18 protein-coding genes are annotated in these 17,888 nt (G+C 66.2%); 6 read left to right on the top strand and 12 right to left on the bottom strand.

Annotated features, from left to right (window positions below; genetic code table 11):
- Positions 1–30: 30 nt before the first annotated feature.
- The 8 genes from LV476_RS08570 to hemH form a co-directional block, all read right to left on the bottom strand.
- The gene (locus tag LV476_RS08570) at positions 31–2,214 is read right to left on the bottom strand and encodes a RelA/SpoT family protein (RefSeq protein WP_250075267.1); all 2,184 of its coding nucleotides are present in this window, start codon (positions 2,212–2,214) and stop codon (positions 31–33) included.
- A gap of 25 nt (positions 2,215–2,239) precedes the next feature.
- Positions 2,240–2,569 carry a DNA-directed RNA polymerase subunit omega gene (rpoZ, locus tag LV476_RS08565; protein ID WP_058574950.1) on the bottom strand — a complete coding sequence of 110 codons (330 nt, stop codon included), beginning with the start codon at positions 2,567–2,569 and terminating at the stop codon, positions 2,240–2,242.
- 117 nt (positions 2,570–2,686) lie between these two features.
- Positions 2,687–3,319 carry a guanylate kinase gene (gene gmk, locus LV476_RS08560; RefSeq protein ID WP_250075265.1) on the bottom strand — a complete coding sequence of 211 codons (633 nt, stop codon included), beginning with the start codon at positions 3,317–3,319 and terminating at the stop codon, positions 2,687–2,689.
- A gap of 32 nt (positions 3,320–3,351) precedes the next feature.
- On the bottom strand, positions 3,352–3,810 hold the full coding sequence (locus LV476_RS08555; RefSeq protein ID WP_250075264.1) for a glycine zipper 2TM domain-containing protein: 459 nt from the start codon (positions 3,808–3,810) through the stop codon (positions 3,352–3,354).
- A 91-nt stretch (positions 3,811–3,901) separates the two neighbouring features.
- Positions 3,902–4,669: an exodeoxyribonuclease III gene (locus LV476_RS08550; protein WP_250076304.1), complete on the bottom strand. Its 768-nt coding sequence runs from the start codon at positions 4,667–4,669 to the stop codon at positions 3,902–3,904.
- Between the two features lie 168 nt (positions 4,670–4,837).
- Positions 4,838–6,247, bottom strand: a complete 1,410-nt coding sequence (locus LV476_RS08545) for a DegQ family serine endoprotease (protein ID WP_250075262.1) — start codon at positions 6,245–6,247, stop codon at positions 4,838–4,840.
- A gap of 127 nt (positions 6,248–6,374) precedes the next feature.
- On the bottom strand, positions 6,375–7,151 hold the full coding sequence (locus LV476_RS08540) for a competence/damage-inducible protein A (protein ID WP_250075261.1): 777 nt from the start codon (positions 7,149–7,151) through the stop codon (positions 6,375–6,377).
- Between the two features lie 147 nt (positions 7,152–7,298).
- Positions 7,299–8,411, bottom strand: a complete 1,113-nt coding sequence (gene hemH, locus LV476_RS08535; protein ID WP_250075258.1) for a ferrochelatase — start codon at positions 8,409–8,411, stop codon at positions 7,299–7,301.
- A 210-nt stretch (positions 8,412–8,621) separates the two neighbouring features.
- On the opposite strand from hemH, the gene trxB reads away from it, so the two are divergent.
- From trxB to LV476_RS08520, 3 genes are all read left to right on the top strand, one after another.
- Positions 8,622–9,581, top strand: coding sequence for a thioredoxin-disulfide reductase (gene trxB / locus LV476_RS08530; protein WP_250075256.1), 960 nt, complete (start codon positions 8,622–8,624; stop codon positions 9,579–9,581).
- 61 nt (positions 9,582–9,642) lie between these two features.
- The gene (locus LV476_RS08525; RefSeq protein WP_250075254.1) at positions 9,643–10,008 is read left to right on the top strand and encodes a hypothetical protein; all 366 of its coding nucleotides are present in this window, start codon (positions 9,643–9,645) and stop codon (positions 10,006–10,008) included.
- Complete coding sequence (locus LV476_RS08520) at positions 10,008–10,895, top strand: hypothetical protein (protein ID WP_250075252.1); 888 nt, start codon at positions 10,008–10,010, stop codon at positions 10,893–10,895. Before LV476_RS08525 ends, LV476_RS08520 begins: the two co-directional genes overlap by 1 nt.
- Positions 10,896–10,898: 3 nt before the next feature.
- Here LV476_RS08520 and yfbR read toward each other — a convergent pair whose 3' ends face one another.
- Both yfbR and dgt read right to left on the bottom strand, forming a co-directional pair.
- Entirely contained in the window at positions 10,899–11,513 is a 615-nt protein-coding gene (gene yfbR / locus LV476_RS08515; RefSeq protein ID WP_250075249.1) for a 5'-deoxynucleotidase, read from the bottom strand.
- 43 nt (positions 11,514–11,556) lie between these two features.
- Complete coding sequence (dgt, locus tag LV476_RS08510; RefSeq protein ID WP_250075247.1) at positions 11,557–12,987, bottom strand: dGTP triphosphohydrolase; 1,431 nt, start codon at positions 12,985–12,987, stop codon at positions 11,557–11,559.
- 255 nt (positions 12,988–13,242) lie between these two features.
- On the opposite strand from dgt, the gene LV476_RS08505 reads away from it, so the two are divergent.
- Both LV476_RS08505 and purH read left to right on the top strand, forming a co-directional pair.
- A complete protein-coding gene (locus LV476_RS08505; RefSeq protein ID WP_250075245.1) occupies positions 13,243–14,115 on the top strand; it encodes an NAD(P)-dependent oxidoreductase in 873 nt (290 codons plus the stop codon).
- 199 nt (positions 14,116–14,314) lie between these two features.
- Positions 14,315–15,877, top strand: coding sequence for a bifunctional phosphoribosylaminoimidazolecarboxamide formyltransferase/IMP cyclohydrolase (gene purH / locus LV476_RS08500; protein WP_250075243.1), 1,563 nt, complete (start codon positions 14,315–14,317; stop codon positions 15,875–15,877).
- Positions 15,878–15,955: 78 nt separating this feature from the next.
- On the opposite strand, the gene LV476_RS08495 is transcribed toward purH, so the two are convergent.
- Together LV476_RS08495 and LV476_RS08490 are read right to left on the bottom strand one after the other, a co-directional pair.
- A complete protein-coding gene (locus tag LV476_RS08495; protein ID WP_250075241.1) occupies positions 15,956–16,135 on the bottom strand; it encodes a hypothetical protein in 180 nt (59 codons plus the stop codon).
- 5 nt (positions 16,136–16,140) lie between these two features.
- The gene (locus tag LV476_RS08490; RefSeq protein ID WP_250075239.1) at positions 16,141–16,998 is read right to left on the bottom strand and encodes a metallophosphoesterase; all 858 of its coding nucleotides are present in this window, start codon (positions 16,996–16,998) and stop codon (positions 16,141–16,143) included.
- A gap of 377 nt (positions 16,999–17,375) precedes the next feature.
- On the opposite strand from LV476_RS08490, the gene LV476_RS08485 reads away from it, so the two are divergent.
- A complete protein-coding gene (locus tag LV476_RS08485) occupies positions 17,376–17,852 on the top strand; it encodes a DsrE family protein (RefSeq protein WP_250075237.1) in 477 nt (158 codons plus the stop codon).
- Positions 17,853–17,888: the final 36 nt, after the last annotated feature.

Genomic DNA, 17,888 nt, shown 5'->3' with positions numbered 1-17,888 from the left:
TGGCTCCTCGATGGATGTGTCCGGCGGTGGTCAGTGGCGCGAGACGCGCACCACGTCACGCAGTTGCTTGATCGAGCGCATCACGCGGGCCAGGTGCGTCCGGTCGGTGACGCGCACGGTGATGTCGATGATGGTCAGGTTGACGTCGCGGTCGTCGAAACGCACGTCGTCGATGTCCGAGCCGGCATCCGACACCGCCGCGGCGATGCGGGCCAGGCCACCACGGACATTGTTCGCGTGGATGCTGATTTGCGACTGGTATTCCCCGGAAGGTTGCTCCTCCCAGTCGACGGCCAGCCAGCGCTCGGGATGCTCGCCGGCGTCGGCGGCATTCGAACATTCCTGGCGATGGACCACGATGCCGCGCCCGGTGCTGAGAAAGCCCACGACCGAGTCGCCCGGCACCGGATGACAGCAGCCGGCGAAGCTGACCACCAAACCTTCCGTGCCGCTGATGATCACCGGCGCCTGTTCGGGCGAGGTGCCGCTGGCCGACTCGGTCAGCTCGATCTTGCCGGCCTCGGCCTTGAGCAGGCGCACCACCAGCGGTGCCATGCGGTTGCCCAGCCCGATCTCGCGCAGCAGGTCGTTGAAGCTTTCCTGGTGGTACTCGCGCAGGATCTTGTCGACCCGGCTCTCGTCGAGATCGTCGATGTCGCAGCCCTCGGCGGTCATCGCCTTGGCGAGCAGCCGGTGCCCGAGGCGGATCGCCTCGGCGTCCTGCAGGTGCTTCAGGTAGGCGCGGATATTCGCCCGGGCCCGCGCGGTGACCACGAACGACAGCCAGCTGGGGTTGGGCACGGCCCCCGGCGCGGTGATCACCTCGACGGTCTGGCCCGATTCAAGCGGGGTGGACAGCGGCGCGAAGCGGCGGTCGATCTTGCAGGCAACGCAGGTATTGCCGACGTCGGTGTGGATCGCGTAGGCGAAATCCACCGCCGTGGCGCGCCGCGGCAGCTCGATGATCTCGCCCATCGGCGTGAAGACGTAGACCTCGTCGGGGAACAGGTCGACCTTGACCGACTCGAGGAACTCCTGCGGGTTGCCGGCCTTCTGCTGGATCTCGAGCAGATCGCGCAGCCATTCGCGGGCACGGGTCTGGGTGACCGAGCCGTGATCGCCCTGCGCCTTGTAAAGCCAGTGCGCGGCGATCCCCGACTCGGCGAACTGGTGCATCTCGTGGGTGCGGACCTGCACCTCGAGCGGAATCCCGTGCGGCCCGAACAGGATGGTGTGCAGCGACTGATAGCCGTTGGCCTTCGGGATCGCGATGTAGTCCTTGAAGCGTCCGGGTAGCGGCTTGTAGAGATTGTGCACGATGCCGAGCGCCCGGTAGCAGTCGTCGACCGAATCGACCAGCACCCGCACCGCGAACACGTCGAACACCTCCCGGAACGAGAGGCGCTTGGACTGCATCTTGCGGTAGATCGAGTAGGGGCGCTTCTCGCGCGCGAGGATGTCGGCGGTGAGGCGCTCGTGGGCGAAACGCTGCTCGAAACGCTCCTGGATACCGGCGACGATTTCCTTGCGATTGCCGCGCGCGCGGCGCACTGCCTCGTTGAGGATGCGGTGGCGCAGCGGGTAGAGCGCGGCGAACCCCAGGTCCTCGAGCTCGTGGCGGATGGCGTTGAGGCCGAGGCGATTCGCGATCGGCGTGTAGATATCGAGCGTCTCGCGGGCGATGCGCCGGCGCTTGTCCGGGCGCATCACCCCGAGGGTGCGCATGTTGTGCAGGCGGTCGGCGAGCTTGATCAGGATGACGCGCACATCCTCGACCATCGCCATCATCATCTTGCGGAAGTTGGCCGCCTGCGCCTCCGCCTTGGACTTGAAGCGGATCTGGGCGAGCTTGGAGACGCCGTCGACCAGGTGCGCGACCTCCTCGCCGAATTCGGCCACGATCTCGTCGTGGGCGATGTCGGTGTCCTCGATCACGTCATGGAGGATGGCCGCGACCAGGGTGGCCTCGTCCATGCGCAGGTCGGCAAGGATGTGCGCCACCGCGATCGGGTGGCTGATGTAGGGCTCGCCGCTCTTGCGGGTCTGCCCGGCGTGCGCCTCGGCGCCGAACTCGAACGCCGTGCGGATGCGGGCAATGTCCGCCGGTTCGAGATACTCGGCGAGGTGTTCTGCCAGCGGGGCGAAGAAGACGTCGGTCAGGTGCGACTCGGCCGACGGGGTGGCGGTCGGCGTTCCTGTCTGGCCGCTGTCCACGTTGCCCCCGTCCCGGTCGCCCGGATCAGGCCTCGTCAGGGGCGGTCGGGGCCGCGGCCGCGCGGCCGCTCTCGGCGCTCTCGTCGGCAAACTGGGCCAGCTCGGCGCGGATCTCCTGCTCGGTGATCTCGGAGCGCGACAGGGTGATCTGGTTCTCGATCTCCTCGATCCGGGCACGGTCGATCTTGCCTTCGCCCAGTTCACGCAGGGCGATGACGGTCGGCTTTTCCTTGCCCATCGGCACCAGCGGCTCGGCGCCGTGCTCGATCTGGCGAGCGCGCTTCGCGGCGGTCAGGACCAGCTCGAAGCGGTTGGGGATCTTGTCCAGGCAATCTTCTACGGTTACGCGTGCCATCGGTATTTCAGCCTCGGTATACAGGTTGGACGGCCCGGCCATCCTGGGGACGACCGGGCCGTGTCTCGATTTCGTGTCTCTCGGTCGGAAAAGACCTGTCTCAGCATTAGTTTACGTTCAGTCGACCTCGCCCAGCAAATCGGCAATCAGCTCGGGGTGCCGTTCGCGCTGCCGGTCGGTCTCGAGCATGGCCGCGGTGAACAGCGAATCGAGCTCCTCGATCGACCGGTCGAAGTCGTCGTTGATCACCAGGTAGTCGTACCAGTGACACTGCTGCATCTCGCGGCGCGCCTCCGCCAGGCGGCGGGCGATCACCTCGTCATCGTCCGAGGCGCGGTTGCGCAACCGCGCCTCGAGTTCGGTGGTGCTCGGCGGGAGGATGAAGATGAAGATCGCCTCGGGGAACAGCTTCTTCACCTGTGCCGCGCCCTGCCAGTCGATTTCCAGGATCAGGTCGTAACCGCGATCCAGCTGTTCGCTGATCGCCGCCTTGCTGGTGCCGTAGTAGTTGTCGAACACCTTGGCGTGCTCGACGAAGGCCTCCTGCGCCAGCATCGCCTCGAACTGGGAGATGTCGACGAAATGGTAGTGCTCGCCGTTGACCTCGCCGTCCCGACGCGGCCGCGTGGTGTGCGAGACCGACAGGGCCAGCTCCGGCCGCCGCTCGCGCAGCGCCTTGATCAGGCTGGTCTTGCCCGCCCCGGAGGGCGCCGAAATCACGAATAGCTGTCCACGCGGCGTTGCCGTCATCGTCTCTCCGTCCGTTTTCTTGTCGTTCTGGCTCAGCGGGTCACCCGGGTGGTGCCGTCACGTGCCTCGATCACGCGCACCCGCTCGCCGGGCTGGAAGGATACATCGGCCGCCTGCACGATGCTGACCGTCCGGCCATTGTCCAGCCGCACGGTGATCTCGTAGCCGGTTTGGCGGGTGATGCCTTCCTCGGCAGCCGCCCCGGCCAGACCGCCGAGGACCACGCCGCCGACGGTCGCCAGCGAGCGGCCGGTACCGCCGCCGACCTGGCTGCCCAGGATGCCGCCGGTGACCGCACCGGCACCGGCGCCGACCGGCGTCTTGGTGCCCTCGATCTGCACAGTGCGGATGCTCTGGACCGTGCCGTAGTAGACGGTCTGCATCTGGCGCGCGGAATCACGCGAGTAGGCGCCGCTGGAGAGGCTGCTGGCACAACCGGACAGAAGGGCCAGGCCGGCCGCGGCGAGCACGATGGTGATCAGATGTTTCATGTGGAACCTCCGCAATGATGTCCCCAGCGACGATAGGAAAAGTATAAGTCAGATTACCGCCACCCCCGAGGGTTCCGACACCCCGGCTCGCTCAGCGGTAGTCGATGATCAGGGGCGCGTGATCGGAGAACTTCTCGTCGCGGTACACCTGCACCTCGGCCAGGCGCGGCTCGAGGTCGGGGGTGACGATCTGGTAGTCGATCCGCCAGCCGACGTTGTTGTTCCACGCGTTGGCGCGATTCGACCACCAGGTGTACTCGGCCTCGTCGGGCTTGAGCGTGCGGTGGGCGTCGACGAAGCCGAAATCGTCAAACACCCGATCGAGCCAGGCGCGTTCGTGCGGCAGGAACCCCGAGTTCTTGCGGTTGTTGCGCCAGTTCTTCAGATCGATCTCGCGATGGGCGATGTTCCAGTCGCCGCAAAGGATCAGCGAGCGGTCCCGCTCGCGGAACTCCTTGAGCATCGGCAGGAAGGCCTCGAGGAAGCGGTCCTTGGAGGCCTGGCGGTGATCGCCGGCCGACCCCGACGGCAGGTAGAGCGAGGCGACGGTCATGTCCGACAGCTCGAAGGCACAGTATCGGCCCTCGGCATCGAACTCGGCCAGCCCCATCTCGGTGGTCACCGACCTGGGTTCCTCACGGCTGTAGATGGCCACGCCGCTGTAGCCCTTGCGCTCGGCGTCGACGTAACGGCAGTGGTAGCCCTCGGGCCAGAAGGTCGGATCCTTCTCCAGCTGCCAGGCCTGCGCCTTGGTCTCCTGAATGCAGACCACGTCGGCATCCGCCGTCGCCAGCCAGTCGAAGAATCCCTTGCGCGCCGCGGCGCGGATGCCGTTGGCATTGAAACTGATTACCCGCATGTCCTCGTCCGTTCGGTTGAATGGCGAAAAGGCGGCCATTCTAGAAAATCCCGGCTCGCATGGCACAAAAAAACCCCGACCATCGGGTCGGGGCAGCGGTTCTTCCTTGAGGAGCCACGGGGTTAGATCAGCCGCTCGCGGACGAGTTCCCCCAGCTCCCCGAATCGATCAGTCAAGATCCACCGCCAGGAACAGCGGCTGGCCACGACGCAGCAAACGGATCGCCACCGGGCGATTCTCCGGGGCAGCATCGAGCGTGGCAGCCAGGTCGTTCTCGCTGCGGATCGGGCGGCGGTTGACCTCGAGGATCACGTCGCCGGCCTCTAGGGCACCGGCGAACGGCGAATCGGACGCGACCGACTCGATCGACACGCCGTAGCGCACGCCCAGCGAACCGCGGTCGGCCTTTTCCAGCGGCTCGACAGACAGCCCGTAGGTCGAGCCGACACTGCCGCCAGCGGCCATGGCCCCGTCGAGCTCGGAAAGCGTCACCTCGAAGGACCTCTCCTCGCCGTCGCGAATCACGGTCACCGTGGCGGGCTCGCCCACCGGCGCATTGCCCACCAGCCGCGGCAGCTGCCCGGAACGCCGGATCGGCTTGCCGTTGAAGGCGGTGATGATGTCGCCCGACTCGATGCCGGCCTTGGCCGCCGGCGTGTCCGGCTGGACCTGGGCCACCAGCGCGCCGCGCGTGTCCTCGAGACCGAACGAACGCGCCAGCTCGTCGGTGACCGGCTGGATGACCACGCCGAGATAGCCGCGACGCACCTCGCCGGTGTCCTTGAGCTGCTCGGCGACGTTCATGGCCACGTTCACCGGAATCGCGAACGAGATGCCCATGTAGCCGCCGGAGTTGGTGTAGATCTGCGAGTTGACGCCAATCACTTCTCCGTCGGCGTTGATCAGCGGACCGCCGGAGTTGCCCGGGTTGACCGGCGCGTCCGTCTGGATGAACGGCACGTAGGTCTCGTTGGGCAGGTCGCGGCCGATCGCCGACACGATGCCGTGGGTGGCCGAATGGTCCAGTCCGAACGGGGCGCCGATCGCCAGCACCCACTCGCCGACGTCGACCTCGTCGGAATCACCGATCTTGACCGTCGGCAGGCCGTCGGCATCGATCTTCAGCAGGGCGATGTCGGTGCGCGGGTCCTCGCCGATCAGTTCCGCGGCGTATTCGCGCTGGTTGTTGAGCCGCACGCTGATCTCGTCGGCCCCACGGACGACGTGCGCGTTGGTCAGCACGTAGCCGTCCTCGCTGATGATGAACCCCGAGCCGAGCGACTGGGCCGGCCGCGAGCGCGGCATGGGGTGCTGCGGCATCTGTTCGAAGAAGTCGCGGAACATGTCGCCGAGCGGGCCGGGCGGCAGATTGGGCATCTGCGGCGGCTGACCGTTCCGGCCCGCCTGCTGCCCCTTGGTGACGGTGTTGATGTTGACCACCGCCGGGGCATTCTCTTTCGCCAGCTTGGCGAAATCGGGGTACTTCGCCTCGACCGGCGCGGTCATCAGGACCATCAGCGCCGCAAGAACCAGCGCCTGAAACATCACCGACCGACGCGCTCTCAGGAAATCCAACATCGACGAACTCCTATTCCGACTCGGAATCACGGGAAAAGCCTTCGGACCCCGACCATAGACCACCGGCCGGCGGGTCCGAATTCGATGAGATAGGGCTGGCCGCATGAAGTTCAACCCCGCCCGTCGCTCAGGCGGGTCGCTCGTCATGCACCGCCGTGCCGCGCGCCGCCAGCGCCCGAACCAGCTCGGCCATCGCGCGCTCGACTTCCGTCCGCTCGCCCGTGAAACCCAGTTCGAGCAGCCGCCGCTCGGCCGAAAGCACCGGCAGGCTGAACAGCCGCAGGGCCGGGTGCGCCGCGCAGAACGCCTCCATCAGGTCGACCAGTTCGCTCTCGGGGGTGTCGACCAGCCACACGGACCGTTCCACGTAGCCCGCGTCACCGAGATCCGCCAACGGCCCGGCGAAGATGCCGTCGAGCATGCGGTGCGCCATCTCGGGAAACCCGGGCAGAAAGAAGTGCCTTTCGAGCGCGAACCCCGGCACGCGGTTGACCGGGTTGGGCACCAGTTCGGCGCCCTCCGGCAGGTCGGCCATCAGCATCCGCTTGGGGTAGGCCGCCTCGCCGAACTGCGCCTCGATCAGGGCCGCGGCCTCGGCGTGGCGTACCAGCGGGCGACCGAAGGCCATGGCCGCACAGGCACGGGTCAAGTCATCCGGCGTCGCGCCGATGCCACCGAAGCAGAACACGGTGGCCCCGTCGGCGCGGCTGCGCTGCAGCAAGTCGACGATGGTGACCTCGCGGTCGGGCAGAAACTGGGCCCAGTCGACCACCAGCCCGCGTGCCGCCAGCCGCTCGGTGACGGCGGCGAGGTGTCGATCCCGGCGACGCCCCGAGAGGATCTCGTCGCCGATCACCACCATGCCGATGCCGGCGAGCGGACCGTTGGAGCTCCCGTCAGCCATTTTCCTCGCGCCCCGCAAAACCGTCGCGAGCCGCCCGAGTGCAAGGAGCCGCGGAGCGAGCGACGAAACATATCGTTAGATAGGTGAGGAGCGAGCGAGCACGCGACGCCGCGATCGGGTGGCGCAGTAGGTTATGCGGGGCACGAGTCACTGCTTGGCGCCGACCTTCAGTGCATTCTCGCGCACCCGTTCGCGCTCGCGCTGGTCCTCGGCGGCATCGAACTCGCTGTGCTCGACCCAGCCCTGGGTGTGCTGACGCACCAGCCGCGCCAGACCGTCGAGGTGGTCGTCGCGCTCGTTCAGTGCCGGGATGTAGTGGTAGGTCTCGCCGCCGGATTCCTCGAAGTACTCGCGGTTCTCGTCGCCGATCTCCTCGATGGTCTCGAGGCAGTCGGCGGAGAAGCCCGGGCAGATCACCGCGACGTGCTTGACGCCCTGGCCGGGCAGCGCCTTGAGGGTCTCGTCGGTGTAGGGCTTGAGCCATTCCTCACGGCCGAAGCGCGACTGGAAGGTCACCATGTAGTCGTCCTCGGACAGGCCGAGGCGCTCGGCGACCAGGCGCGAGGTGACGTAGCACTGGCAGTGGTACGGGTCGCCGTTGAGGAGATAGCGCTTGGGCTCGCCGTGGTAGCTCATGATCAGCTTGTCCGGCTTGCCGTGCGCATCGATGTGTTCCTGGATGCTCGCGGCCAGGGCATCGAGGTACCCCGGGTCACGGTGGTACTGGTTGATGGTGCGCAGCTCCGGCACCCAGCGCCAGTGCATCAACTCGTCGAAGACCGCATCCAGCGTCGAGGCGGTGGTCGCGCCGGCGTACTGCGGGTAGAGCGGCAGCACCACCACACGCCGGCAGCCGGCCTCGCGCAGCTCATGCAGGGCCGAGGGCACGGACGGGTTGCCGTAGCGCATGCCCAGCGCCACGGTCACCGGCCCAGCCATCTGCTCGCTCAATCGCTTCTGCAGACCTTTCTGCTGCGCCCGGGCGATGGTCAACAGCGGCGAGCCCTCGCCGTGGTGATCCCAGACCGAGCGATAGGCCTCGGCGGACTTGGCCGGACGGGTACGCAGCACGATGCCGTAGAGAATCGGCCACCACTTCCACTTGGGCAGCTCGATCACGCGCGGATCGGAGAGGAACTGCTTGAGGTAGCGGCGCAGTGCCGACTCCTCGGGCGCGTCGGGCGTGCCCAGGTTGAGCAGCAGCACGCCGAGCCCCTCCGGGCTGCCGTGCTTGTAGTCCGGTTCACCTTGGTAATGCATTCGATGGCCTCAACAATTTTCGACGAGTATCCTACAGTCTGATACGTACCGGCCGGCGCACCAATACGCGTCGCCGGACCCGAAACTCCGGGTCATTCTAGGCAAACCCGTCACACGTTGCCGGACCGAGCGATTCCATGCCGGTCCGGCCGTCGCCCTCGTCCACGTCGGCGACCGCAAACTGATCAAGAACAGGAGTCCTTTCCCGTCATGGCCGAAAGCAACACCCGCCACAGCAAACTGCTCATCCTCGGTTCCGGTCCGGCCGGCTACAGCGCCGCAGTGTATGCCGCGCGCGCCAATCTCGATCCGGTCCTGATCACCGGTATGGAAATGGGCGGTCAGCTGACCACGACCACCGAAGTGGAGAACTGGCCGGGCGATGCCAACGACCTGACCGGCCCGGCCCTGATGGACCGCATGAAGGCGCATGCCGAGAAGTTCGACACCGAGATCATCTTCGACCACATCCACACGACCGATCTCGAAAACCGGCCGTTCACCCTGAGCGGCGACCAGGGCACCTACACCTGCGATGCGCTGATCATCGCCACCGGCGCCTCGGCCAAGTACCTCGGGATCGAGTCCGAGCAGGCCTTCCGCGGCAAGGGCGTCTCGGCCTGCGCGACCTGCGACGGCTTCTTCTACAAGAACCAGACGGTCGCTGTTGTCGGTGGTGGCAACACCGCCGTCGAGGAGGCGCTGTACCTGTCGAACATCGCCTCGAAGGTGCACGTCGTGCATCGCCGCGACCGCTTCCGTGCCGAGGACATCCTGATCGACCGCCTGATGAAGAAGGCCGAGGAAGGCACCGTCGAGATCCACTGGGACCACGAGGTCGACGAGGTGCTCGGCGACCAGATGGGCGTCAACGGCCTGCGCATCAAGGACAAGGCCGGCGAGACCGCCGACCTCGAGCTGCAGGGCGTGTTCATCGCCATCGGCCACCAACCCAACACCGGCATCTTCGAGGGCCAGCTCGACATGGGCGGCGGCTACATCAAGGTCAAGAGCGGCACCGAGGGCAACGCCACCGCCACGTCGGTCGACGGCGTGTTCGCTGCCGGCGACGTCATGGATCACGTCTATCGCCAGGCCATTACCTCGGCGGGCTCCGGCTGCATGGCCGCCCTCGATGCCAAGGCCTTCCTGGAAAAGCAGGGTCACTGACAACCGTCACGATCCAACCGGCCGGTGTCTGCACCGGCCCTGATGCAGAGGCACGCCGACCATGGATCCAACCATTGCCGCCTACGTGGTGTTGCTGTCCCTTGCCCTGGGCCTGACCGGGGCATTGCGGGCCGAACGCGAGCACTGCGGACGCGGGCTGCTGATCGTCACCTCGCTCTCGGGCTTCCTGGTGGTTGCGGCCGTCAGCGCCCTGCTGACGTCGCAGAGCGCGCTCGAACTGATGCTCTCCACGATCGCGGTGTTCTTCGGCGCGCAGGCCGCCGCCACCGCCTTTCTGCTGCTGCGACAGGAAATCCACGCCGAGCCCGACGACGAGCTCGACGAGCAGGAACTTCTCGATGCCGAGGAGGACTACGAGCAGCTGACAACGGCTCGTGAACAGCGCGACGACGAGGAGACACGCTAATGGGGATCGGACTGGTCATCGACAATGCCGGCTGGTTCGCGCTCGGTCTGGTGCTGGTCGCCCTCTCGGCGCTCACCCACCCGTCACGACGGCGCGTCTGGATGTGGGCTCTGCCGCTGGCAATCCTGATCGTGCTGGCCGGCGCTCTCTTTCCGGGCGCGACCGGGGATCTCCCGGAAGCGGGCTGGAAGGCGTGGCTCGCGATCGCCGCACTGGCCTTCGGCGTCGCCGCGGCCCCGTGGTACCAGGGCAATCGTGATGAGGAGACTCGCCTGATCGATCTGGTCCGCGGTGCGGCCATCGTGCTGATCGGTAGCGGCATCACGGTCACGCTGCTGGGCGTGATCGGCTGGGAGCAGACCACGCGCTACGTCGCCGCCTGGGACCTGCGCCTGGCCGCTGTGACCGGTATCTTCATCGGGGTCTGGGCCGGCCTGACGGGCCTGATGCACTGGCTGCGCCTGAAGGGCACCCTAAAGGCCACCGCGCGCGGCTCGCGCAACCAGCAACTGGCCCAGTGGGCGGTGCTGGCAATCATCGTCGTGCTCGGCGCGATCGCGGTGTTCTATCCCAAGGTGGCCACCGCCCCGCTGGTACTGCTGATCGTCCTGGCGATCGAGTGGGCCGCGCTCGGCGCGCTGGCACATCCCCATGAGGACCTGCTGCGGATCCAGTCACGTCACGTCGGCCTGATCGGGGCGGCGATCGTCACGCTCGGCTACGTGCAGAGCAGCCTGCTGTTGCTGGTGGTCGGCGGGCTGGTGGTCGCCGGCTCGATCCACTTCGTCAAGCGACAGGGGGCCTTCTGCCAGATCTCCCGGCGCCCCTTCTACACCGACGAGACCGAGGACGCGCGCGAGCCCGCCGAGGCTGATACGCGGGAGTGAACCTCAGTCGTGGCTGAGGTCGTCGAGCGTCAGGGAAAAGGCGTCGACGAAATGCTCGCGGAAGTAGGCCACTGACGGCATGTCCTCCATCTCCTCGAGCTTCTGTTCGAGGAACTCCTCGGCTCGGCGGAATTCACGGTTGCCGGCGGCCCGTTCCTCGATGCACTTGAGGTAGGCCGACAGGGAATCGGCCGCCTTGACCACCCGCAGCACCTCGGGCTCGATCCGCGCGCTCTCGATCACCTCGGCGAACGACTCGCGCAGGGCCGCGGGCAGCAACTTCGTTATCTTGCGCTCGGCGTGCGCCTCCAGCGCCTTGTAGGAATCGCGAATGTCCTCGCGGAAGTACTTCACCGGGGTCGGCAGATCGCCGGTGATGATCTCCGAGGCATCGTGGTAGAGGGCGACGCTGACTATGCGGCCGACGTCGTTGTCCTCGCCGAACTGCTGGTTGCCGATCACCGCCAGCGCGTGGGCGATCATCGCTACCTGCAGGCTGTGTTCCTGGACGTTCTCGCTGCGCGTGTTGCGCATCAACCCCCAGCGGTAGATGTATTTCATCCGCGAGATGTAGGCGAAGAAATGGCTCTTCTCGGGATGTTGCTCGGAATCGCTCATCGGGCTCCTGGCATCGGGCGTTGTTACGAAAAAGGGTAGCGGTTCAGGCCTGCGTGGTCGGTCGGAAACCGACCTCGCAGAACTCTTCGTACAGGCTTACGGCGAAGCTGTCGGTCATCCCCGAGATCATGTCGGTCAACAGCTGCGCCTCGCGATAGCGAATCGGCATCGGGTTGCCCGGCGACTCGAACACGCGGCGGTAGTTTTCCGATATGCGCTGATAGATGTAGCCGGCCAGCGGCGTGGACCGCGTGCTGGCCGGCTCATTGCGCTCCTCGCGCCGCGTGATCGCGTACCAGAAGGCGTCCATCAGGCCGTGGATGACGGTCAGGCCGGTCAGCTCGACACGCAGCACGGACTTGTGCCGGTAGGCATGCTGCCAGTTGCAGGCCTTCAGGGCGGCCAGCAGCGGGCCGCCGCGCGAGGCGTCCACCAGCTCGCGACCGAAGCCGTCCTCCGCCATCGCCGGCATTGATTCGATGAACACCTCGCCGATCGCCTCCATCAACGCGCCGATGGCGCGGATGCGGAAGGTCTGCATCGAGATGTCATTGAGCTCGTCCGGCGAGAGACGCTCCCGGCGATAGGCCTTGTGCTCCTCGGCCGCGGCATCGCAGACCTGAGTGACAACCGGGTCGTTCGGCGCCTCGTGGCGCAGGAAGGCAATGGTATCGGAAAAGGACAGCAGGCCTTTCTTGACGGCATCCTCGGCATCGAGCACCGAGTAGGCGATGTCGTCGCAGGCCTCCATCACCCAGGTCAGGGGATGGCGCTGGCCGGGCGCCAGACCGGTGCCCTCCCAGACCTCGTCCATCAGGGCCCGCTCGGACTGGAAGTAACCGTGCTTCTTGTGGGTAACCCGCGCGGGATCGATCTGGTCGCTCGCCACGGGGTATTTGACCAGCGCGGCCAGCGAGGCGAGCGTCAGGTTCAACCCGTAGTCGTCGTTGATCAGCTGCAGCTTGGTCAAGAGACGCAGGGTCTGGGCATTGCCCTCGAAGCGCAGGAAATCCTGTTTCATCGCCGGGCTCAACGCCGGGTCGTCGTCGAGCACCTCGTCGCGATTGATCTCGAACCAGCGGGCGATCGCATCCTCGCCCTGGTGGCCGAACGGCGGATTGCCGAGATCGTGCGCCAGGCCGATGGTCGCCAGCAGGGCCGGCACGTCGCGTTTTGCCTCGGGCAGCCCCTCCGCGATCCCCTGGTTGAACACCAGGTCGATGCCCACCGAGCGAGCCAGGTTGGCCACCTCGTGCGAGTGGGTCAGGCGGGTGCGCACGCTGTCGGAGCGATCCAGCGGAAAGACCTGGGTCTTGTCGGCCATGCGCCGCACCGGGGTGGAGAACAGCACCCGGTCGTAGTCGCGCTCGATCGGGGTACGCGGCTGATCGTGAGGGCCGCTTCGGCCGCTGCCGGGGCGTCGTCGGCCGGGATTAAGCCAACGGCGCCAGTGGCTGTCGAGATCCTGCCTCATCGCGGTTCCTTCGATGGATTGAAATATGTCGTGACCCCCGGCAACCGCCTCCCGGTTCTGCTAGCCTCTTTGGGCCGAACAGGGGCCCCGAAATGACTCCGGAGCTCGCGGTTCGACCGGCGGCGACAGGGAGTCGGACGACCGCTGGACCAAGCATAACCCTATACCCGCCGCAATCCACCAGACGAAGGAACGTGCCCCGGGCGATCGCGGCGGTGAGAACTACCGCAGACGAACATCGAAGAGGGCACCACCATGAACACGACCATCGGAGTGATTGGCCTGGGGCTGATGGGCTCAGCCATGGCCCGCCGGCTGGCGGAAAGCGGTCTGTCCGTCATCGGCTACAACCGCCACCCGCGTGACGTGGAGGGCGTCACCACCGTCGCCACCCTTGCCGAAACCGCCGAGCAGGCGAACACACTCTGGTTGATGGTCAGCGACTTCCAGGCCTGCCGCGAGGTCATCGACAGCCTGGGAGAGGGCGGCATCCGCGATCATGTCGTGATCAACAGCTCCACCATCGCGCCGGCCGAATCGGCCGAGCTCGCCCGCCGCGTCGAGGCACTGGGCGGGGAGTTCCTCGAGGCGCCGGTGCTCGGCTCCATCCCCCAGGCCAAGACGGGCACCCTGCAGCTGCTGTTGGGCGGCCCGGCTGAACTGGTCGGCCGACTGGAGAAACCGCTCGAGGCACTGGGCACGCCGACCCACTTCGGCCCGATTCGCAGCGGTGCCGGGGCCAAGCTCGCCTTCAACCAGCTGATCGGATCACTGACCGCCGCCTTCTCGATGAGCCTCGGTCTCGTGCAGCGCGAGGGCGTCGACGTCGACAAGTTCATGGCAACGCTGCGCGAATCGGCGCTCTACGCGCCCACCTTCGACAAGAAGCTCGACAACATGCTCGATCACTCGTTCGAGAAGGCCAACTTCCCCCTCAAGCACCTGCTCAAGGACATCCGCCTGTTCACCAGCAGCGCCGGCACCCAGGGCATCGACACGCACCTGCTGATCGGCCTGCAGCACGTGCTCGAAGAAGGTGTCTATGCCGGCCACGGCAACCATGACTACTCGGCACTCTTCGAAAGCGTCGTCCGCGAGAACACGCCCGGCAACACGACCACGCACTGAACGCTCGACCGGACTCAACAAGGGCTCTACGTCTGCAAAGCCGCAGATGAGCACCTGGCGGACCGCCCGACGGGCTTGCCAGAGGCTGTGGCTATTCGTGCAGACCTTCCCTGGGCAAGCGGGTACAATGCCCGGTTTCCGTGCCGGCCCCTCGGGCGTCCGGCACCGCCCATCCATCGCTGACAAACCGGATTTCCCCATGAGCCATCATGCCGTCAAGCCGCGCCGCGCTCTGCTGAGCGTTTCCGACAAGACCGGAATCCTGGGACTGGCCCAGGGTCTGCACGCCGCCGGCGTCGAACTGCTGTCCACCGGCGGGACGGCCCGCCTGCTGCGCGAGAACGACGTACCGGTGCGCGAGGTCAGCGACGTGACCGGCTTTCCGGAGATCATGGCCGGCCGGGTGAAGACGCTCAACCCGCTGATTCACGGCGGCATTCTCGGCCGTCGCGGCACCGACGACGAGGTGATGGCCACCCATGGCATCACCCCGATCGACCTGGTGGTGGTCAACCTCTATCCGTTCGCCCGCACCGTGGCCGATCCGGACTGCGACCTGCCGACGGCGATCGAGAACATCGACATCGGCGGCCCGGCGATGGTCCGCGCGGCGGCCAAGAACCACAACGACGTGGCGATCGTCGTCAACCCGAGCGACTACGAGGTCGTGCTCGGGGAGATCAACGGCGAGGGCATTTCCATGGCCACGCGCCAGCGACTGGCCGGCGCGGCCTTCAGCCACACCGCCCAGTACGACGGCATGATCGCCGACTACCTGGGCCGCCAGTTCAGCGACAGCGAGTTCGCCCCGACGTGGCACCTGCCGCTCGACAAGTCGATGGACCTGCGCTACGGCGAGAACCCGCACCAGAACGCCGCCTTCTACGTCGAGCCCGACGCCGCCCCGGGCACACTCGCCCGGGCCCGGATCGTCCAGGGCAAGCCGCTTTCGTTCAACAACCTCGCCGACGCGGACGCGGCCCTCGAGTGCGTCAAGCAGTTCGACCAGCCGGCCTGCGTGATCGTCAAGCACGCCAATCCCTGCGGCGTGGCGACAAGCGACGACATCACCACCGCCTACGAGCGTGCCTTTGCCACCGACCCGACCTCGGCCTTTGGCGGCATCATCGCCTTCAACCGGCCGCTGGATGCGCACACGGCCCGCAGCATCATCGAGCGCCAGTTCGTCGAAGTGATCATCGCCCCCGAGATCGGTGATGATGCCGCTTCCGAATTGGCCGCCAAGCCCAATGTCCGCGCGCTCGCGATCGACGACTGGTCGGTCAAGCCGGCGCCGGGCATGGACTTCAAGCGCATCGGCGGCGGGCTGCTGGTACAGGACTTCGACCACGGCGTGGTTGGCGAGACGGACCTGAAGATCGTCACCAAGCGCACCCCGGACGAAGCCGAGATCCGCGATCTGCTGTTCGCCTGGCAGGTGGCCAAGTTCGTCAAGTCGAACGCGATCGTCTACGCCAGCGACGAGCAGACCATCGGCGTGGGCGCCGGCCAGATGAGCCGCGTCTACTCGGCGCGCATCGCCGGCATCAAGGCCGCCGACGCCGGCCTGCCGGTCGAGGGCTCGGTGATGGCCTCGGATGCCTTCTTCCCGTTCCGCGACGGCATCGATGCCGCGGCCGAGGCGGGTATCAAGGCAGTCATCCAGCCGGGTGGCTCGATGCGCGATCAGGAGGTGATCGACGCGGCCGACGAGCACGGCATCGCCATGGTGTTCACCGGCATGCGCCACTTCCGCCACTGACGCGCCGAACGAAAACGTCCGGACGCAAAAAGCCCCTCAAACGAGGGGCTTTTTTCATGGTCGGGGGCAGTTCGTCGATCAGGCAAACGGATCGAAAGGTTCGTCCTGCTTGCGACGATGACGCTTGAACTCCAGTTCCAGCGACTTGAGCGCGGTGTCCTCGTCGATCGGGGCGGCCTCGCGCCGCTCGAGTTCGGCACGGGCCTCGTCGACCAGGGCCCGCAGCTCGCGCCAGTGATAGCGACTCAGGTCCAGCATATCGATCAACCCGTCGCGCTGATCACGGAGTGGGTATGGTGCCCGCGCCGCACGAAGCGCTGGGTGCGCACGCTCGGGTCGTGGTAGTGCGAACTCACCGCGAGGGTGTCACCCACCTCGACCAGCACCAGGCCACGTCCCGGGCGTTCGTCCCAGGCGCCACAATCGATCCACAGTCGATTGCCATCGCGCACCGGCTGATCGGTGATCGTGTGACCGGCAATCACCCAGTCGATGCCCTCGATGCTGCGCTCGGGACGGCGGCCAGCCAGCACTTCCTGCAGTTGCGACCGGCCCCACAGCAGAGGATCGAGAGACGCATCGGCCGTCATGTTGCCCCAATAGCTGAGCTTCTTGACCCGCTCGAGCCGGGCGATGTTCTGATCCCAGTCCCACAGCGGCAGTTCGCCGTGAACGACACCGACGGCCGCCGGACCGTTGCCGACCTGGATCATCAGCGGCATCTGGCTGATGAGGTTCATCACCTCGGTGATCAGGTCGTCCCACTTGTCGTCGTTGAGCTTGTCGTAGGAGGCGAGCAACCAGTCCGAACCCATCGCCTCGAGATCGGCGCGCTGTACGTCGGTGAGACAGCGCTCGGCGAGTGCGACGCGGTGATCGGCCAGGAACCGTTCGTGGTTGCCGGCGACGGAAAAGAACCACGATTCACCCAGCAGACGCAGGGTGCCGAGCGAATCCTGGCCGTTGTCGATCAGGTCGCCAACGGCAATGACACGATCCCGATCCGGGGAGAAATCGTGCTTTTCCAGAATCTTTTCCAGTAGCGGGCGGCTGCCGTGCAGGTCACCGACGATAAAGTCCCGACCCCGCCGGTTTTTCATTAGCTGTTTGAATAACGTCATGTAAGCAACAACGCCTGCGCCACGAAGAGGGAATCTCCCGCGGACGATTGGTTCGGTCGACTGGCCGTCCGGAACACGTTATCACCCGGCATCCGGAAAGGATGGAGTGAGGCGGGACGGGGCAGGCGAATGGCCTGCGAATCGGATGGCCGATATGTTCGCTAAAAAATAGCGTCAGGTCAATAGCTTGGCCCACACTTCCGTCGGCGTTGGCAAACAGGGGTGACACAAGGGACTTGATACCCCCATCGGAAATTTGCCCGACCGGCATGCTGCGAATGGTTTCGATCCGACGTATGCTGACCGACAGGGTATTAACCCGAAAACAAGATCGAAAACCGATTGGATCCCAAGAACCATTCACGGAGGATTTCCCAATGAAAACCCGTTCCCTGTTCCGCACCGCCGCACTGATGCTCGCCGCTGCAATGGCCTTCGGCACCACGGCGCAGGCCGCCAACCAGAAGGCGATCGAAGCCGTCGGCGGCAACACGCTCGCCAAGGAACACCTGGTACTCCAGATTACCGAGAAGGACCCGGTCCGCCAGAACCTGGTACTCAACGTCGCCAACAACGTGATGAAGGCCCGCGGCGGCCCGGACCAGATCGACGTCGAAGTCGTCGCCTTCGGCCCGGGCATCTCTCTGCTGTTCGAGGACAACAAGCAGGCCGACCGCATCGAGTCGCTGGCCCAACAGGGCGTGCGCTTCTCCGCCTGCAAGAACTCGATCGCCGGCGCCACCCGCAAGATGGGCCACAAGCCGGAGATGAACGCCGCCGCCGAACCGGTCGACGCGGGCATCGCTCGCCTGCTCGACCTGGTCGACGCCGGTTACGTGCTGGTTCGCCCGTAACCCGGCAGGCAAATCGCAGAGTGACGAACCCCGGCC

The sequence above is a fragment of the Guyparkeria hydrothermalis genome, assembly GCF_023555385.1.
GTDB lineage: Bacteria > Pseudomonadota > Gammaproteobacteria > Halothiobacillales > Halothiobacillaceae > Guyparkeria > Guyparkeria hydrothermalis_A.
The sequence above is the reverse complement of the archived record's forward strand: the minus strand, read 5'-3'. Positions and strand labels throughout refer to the sequence as shown.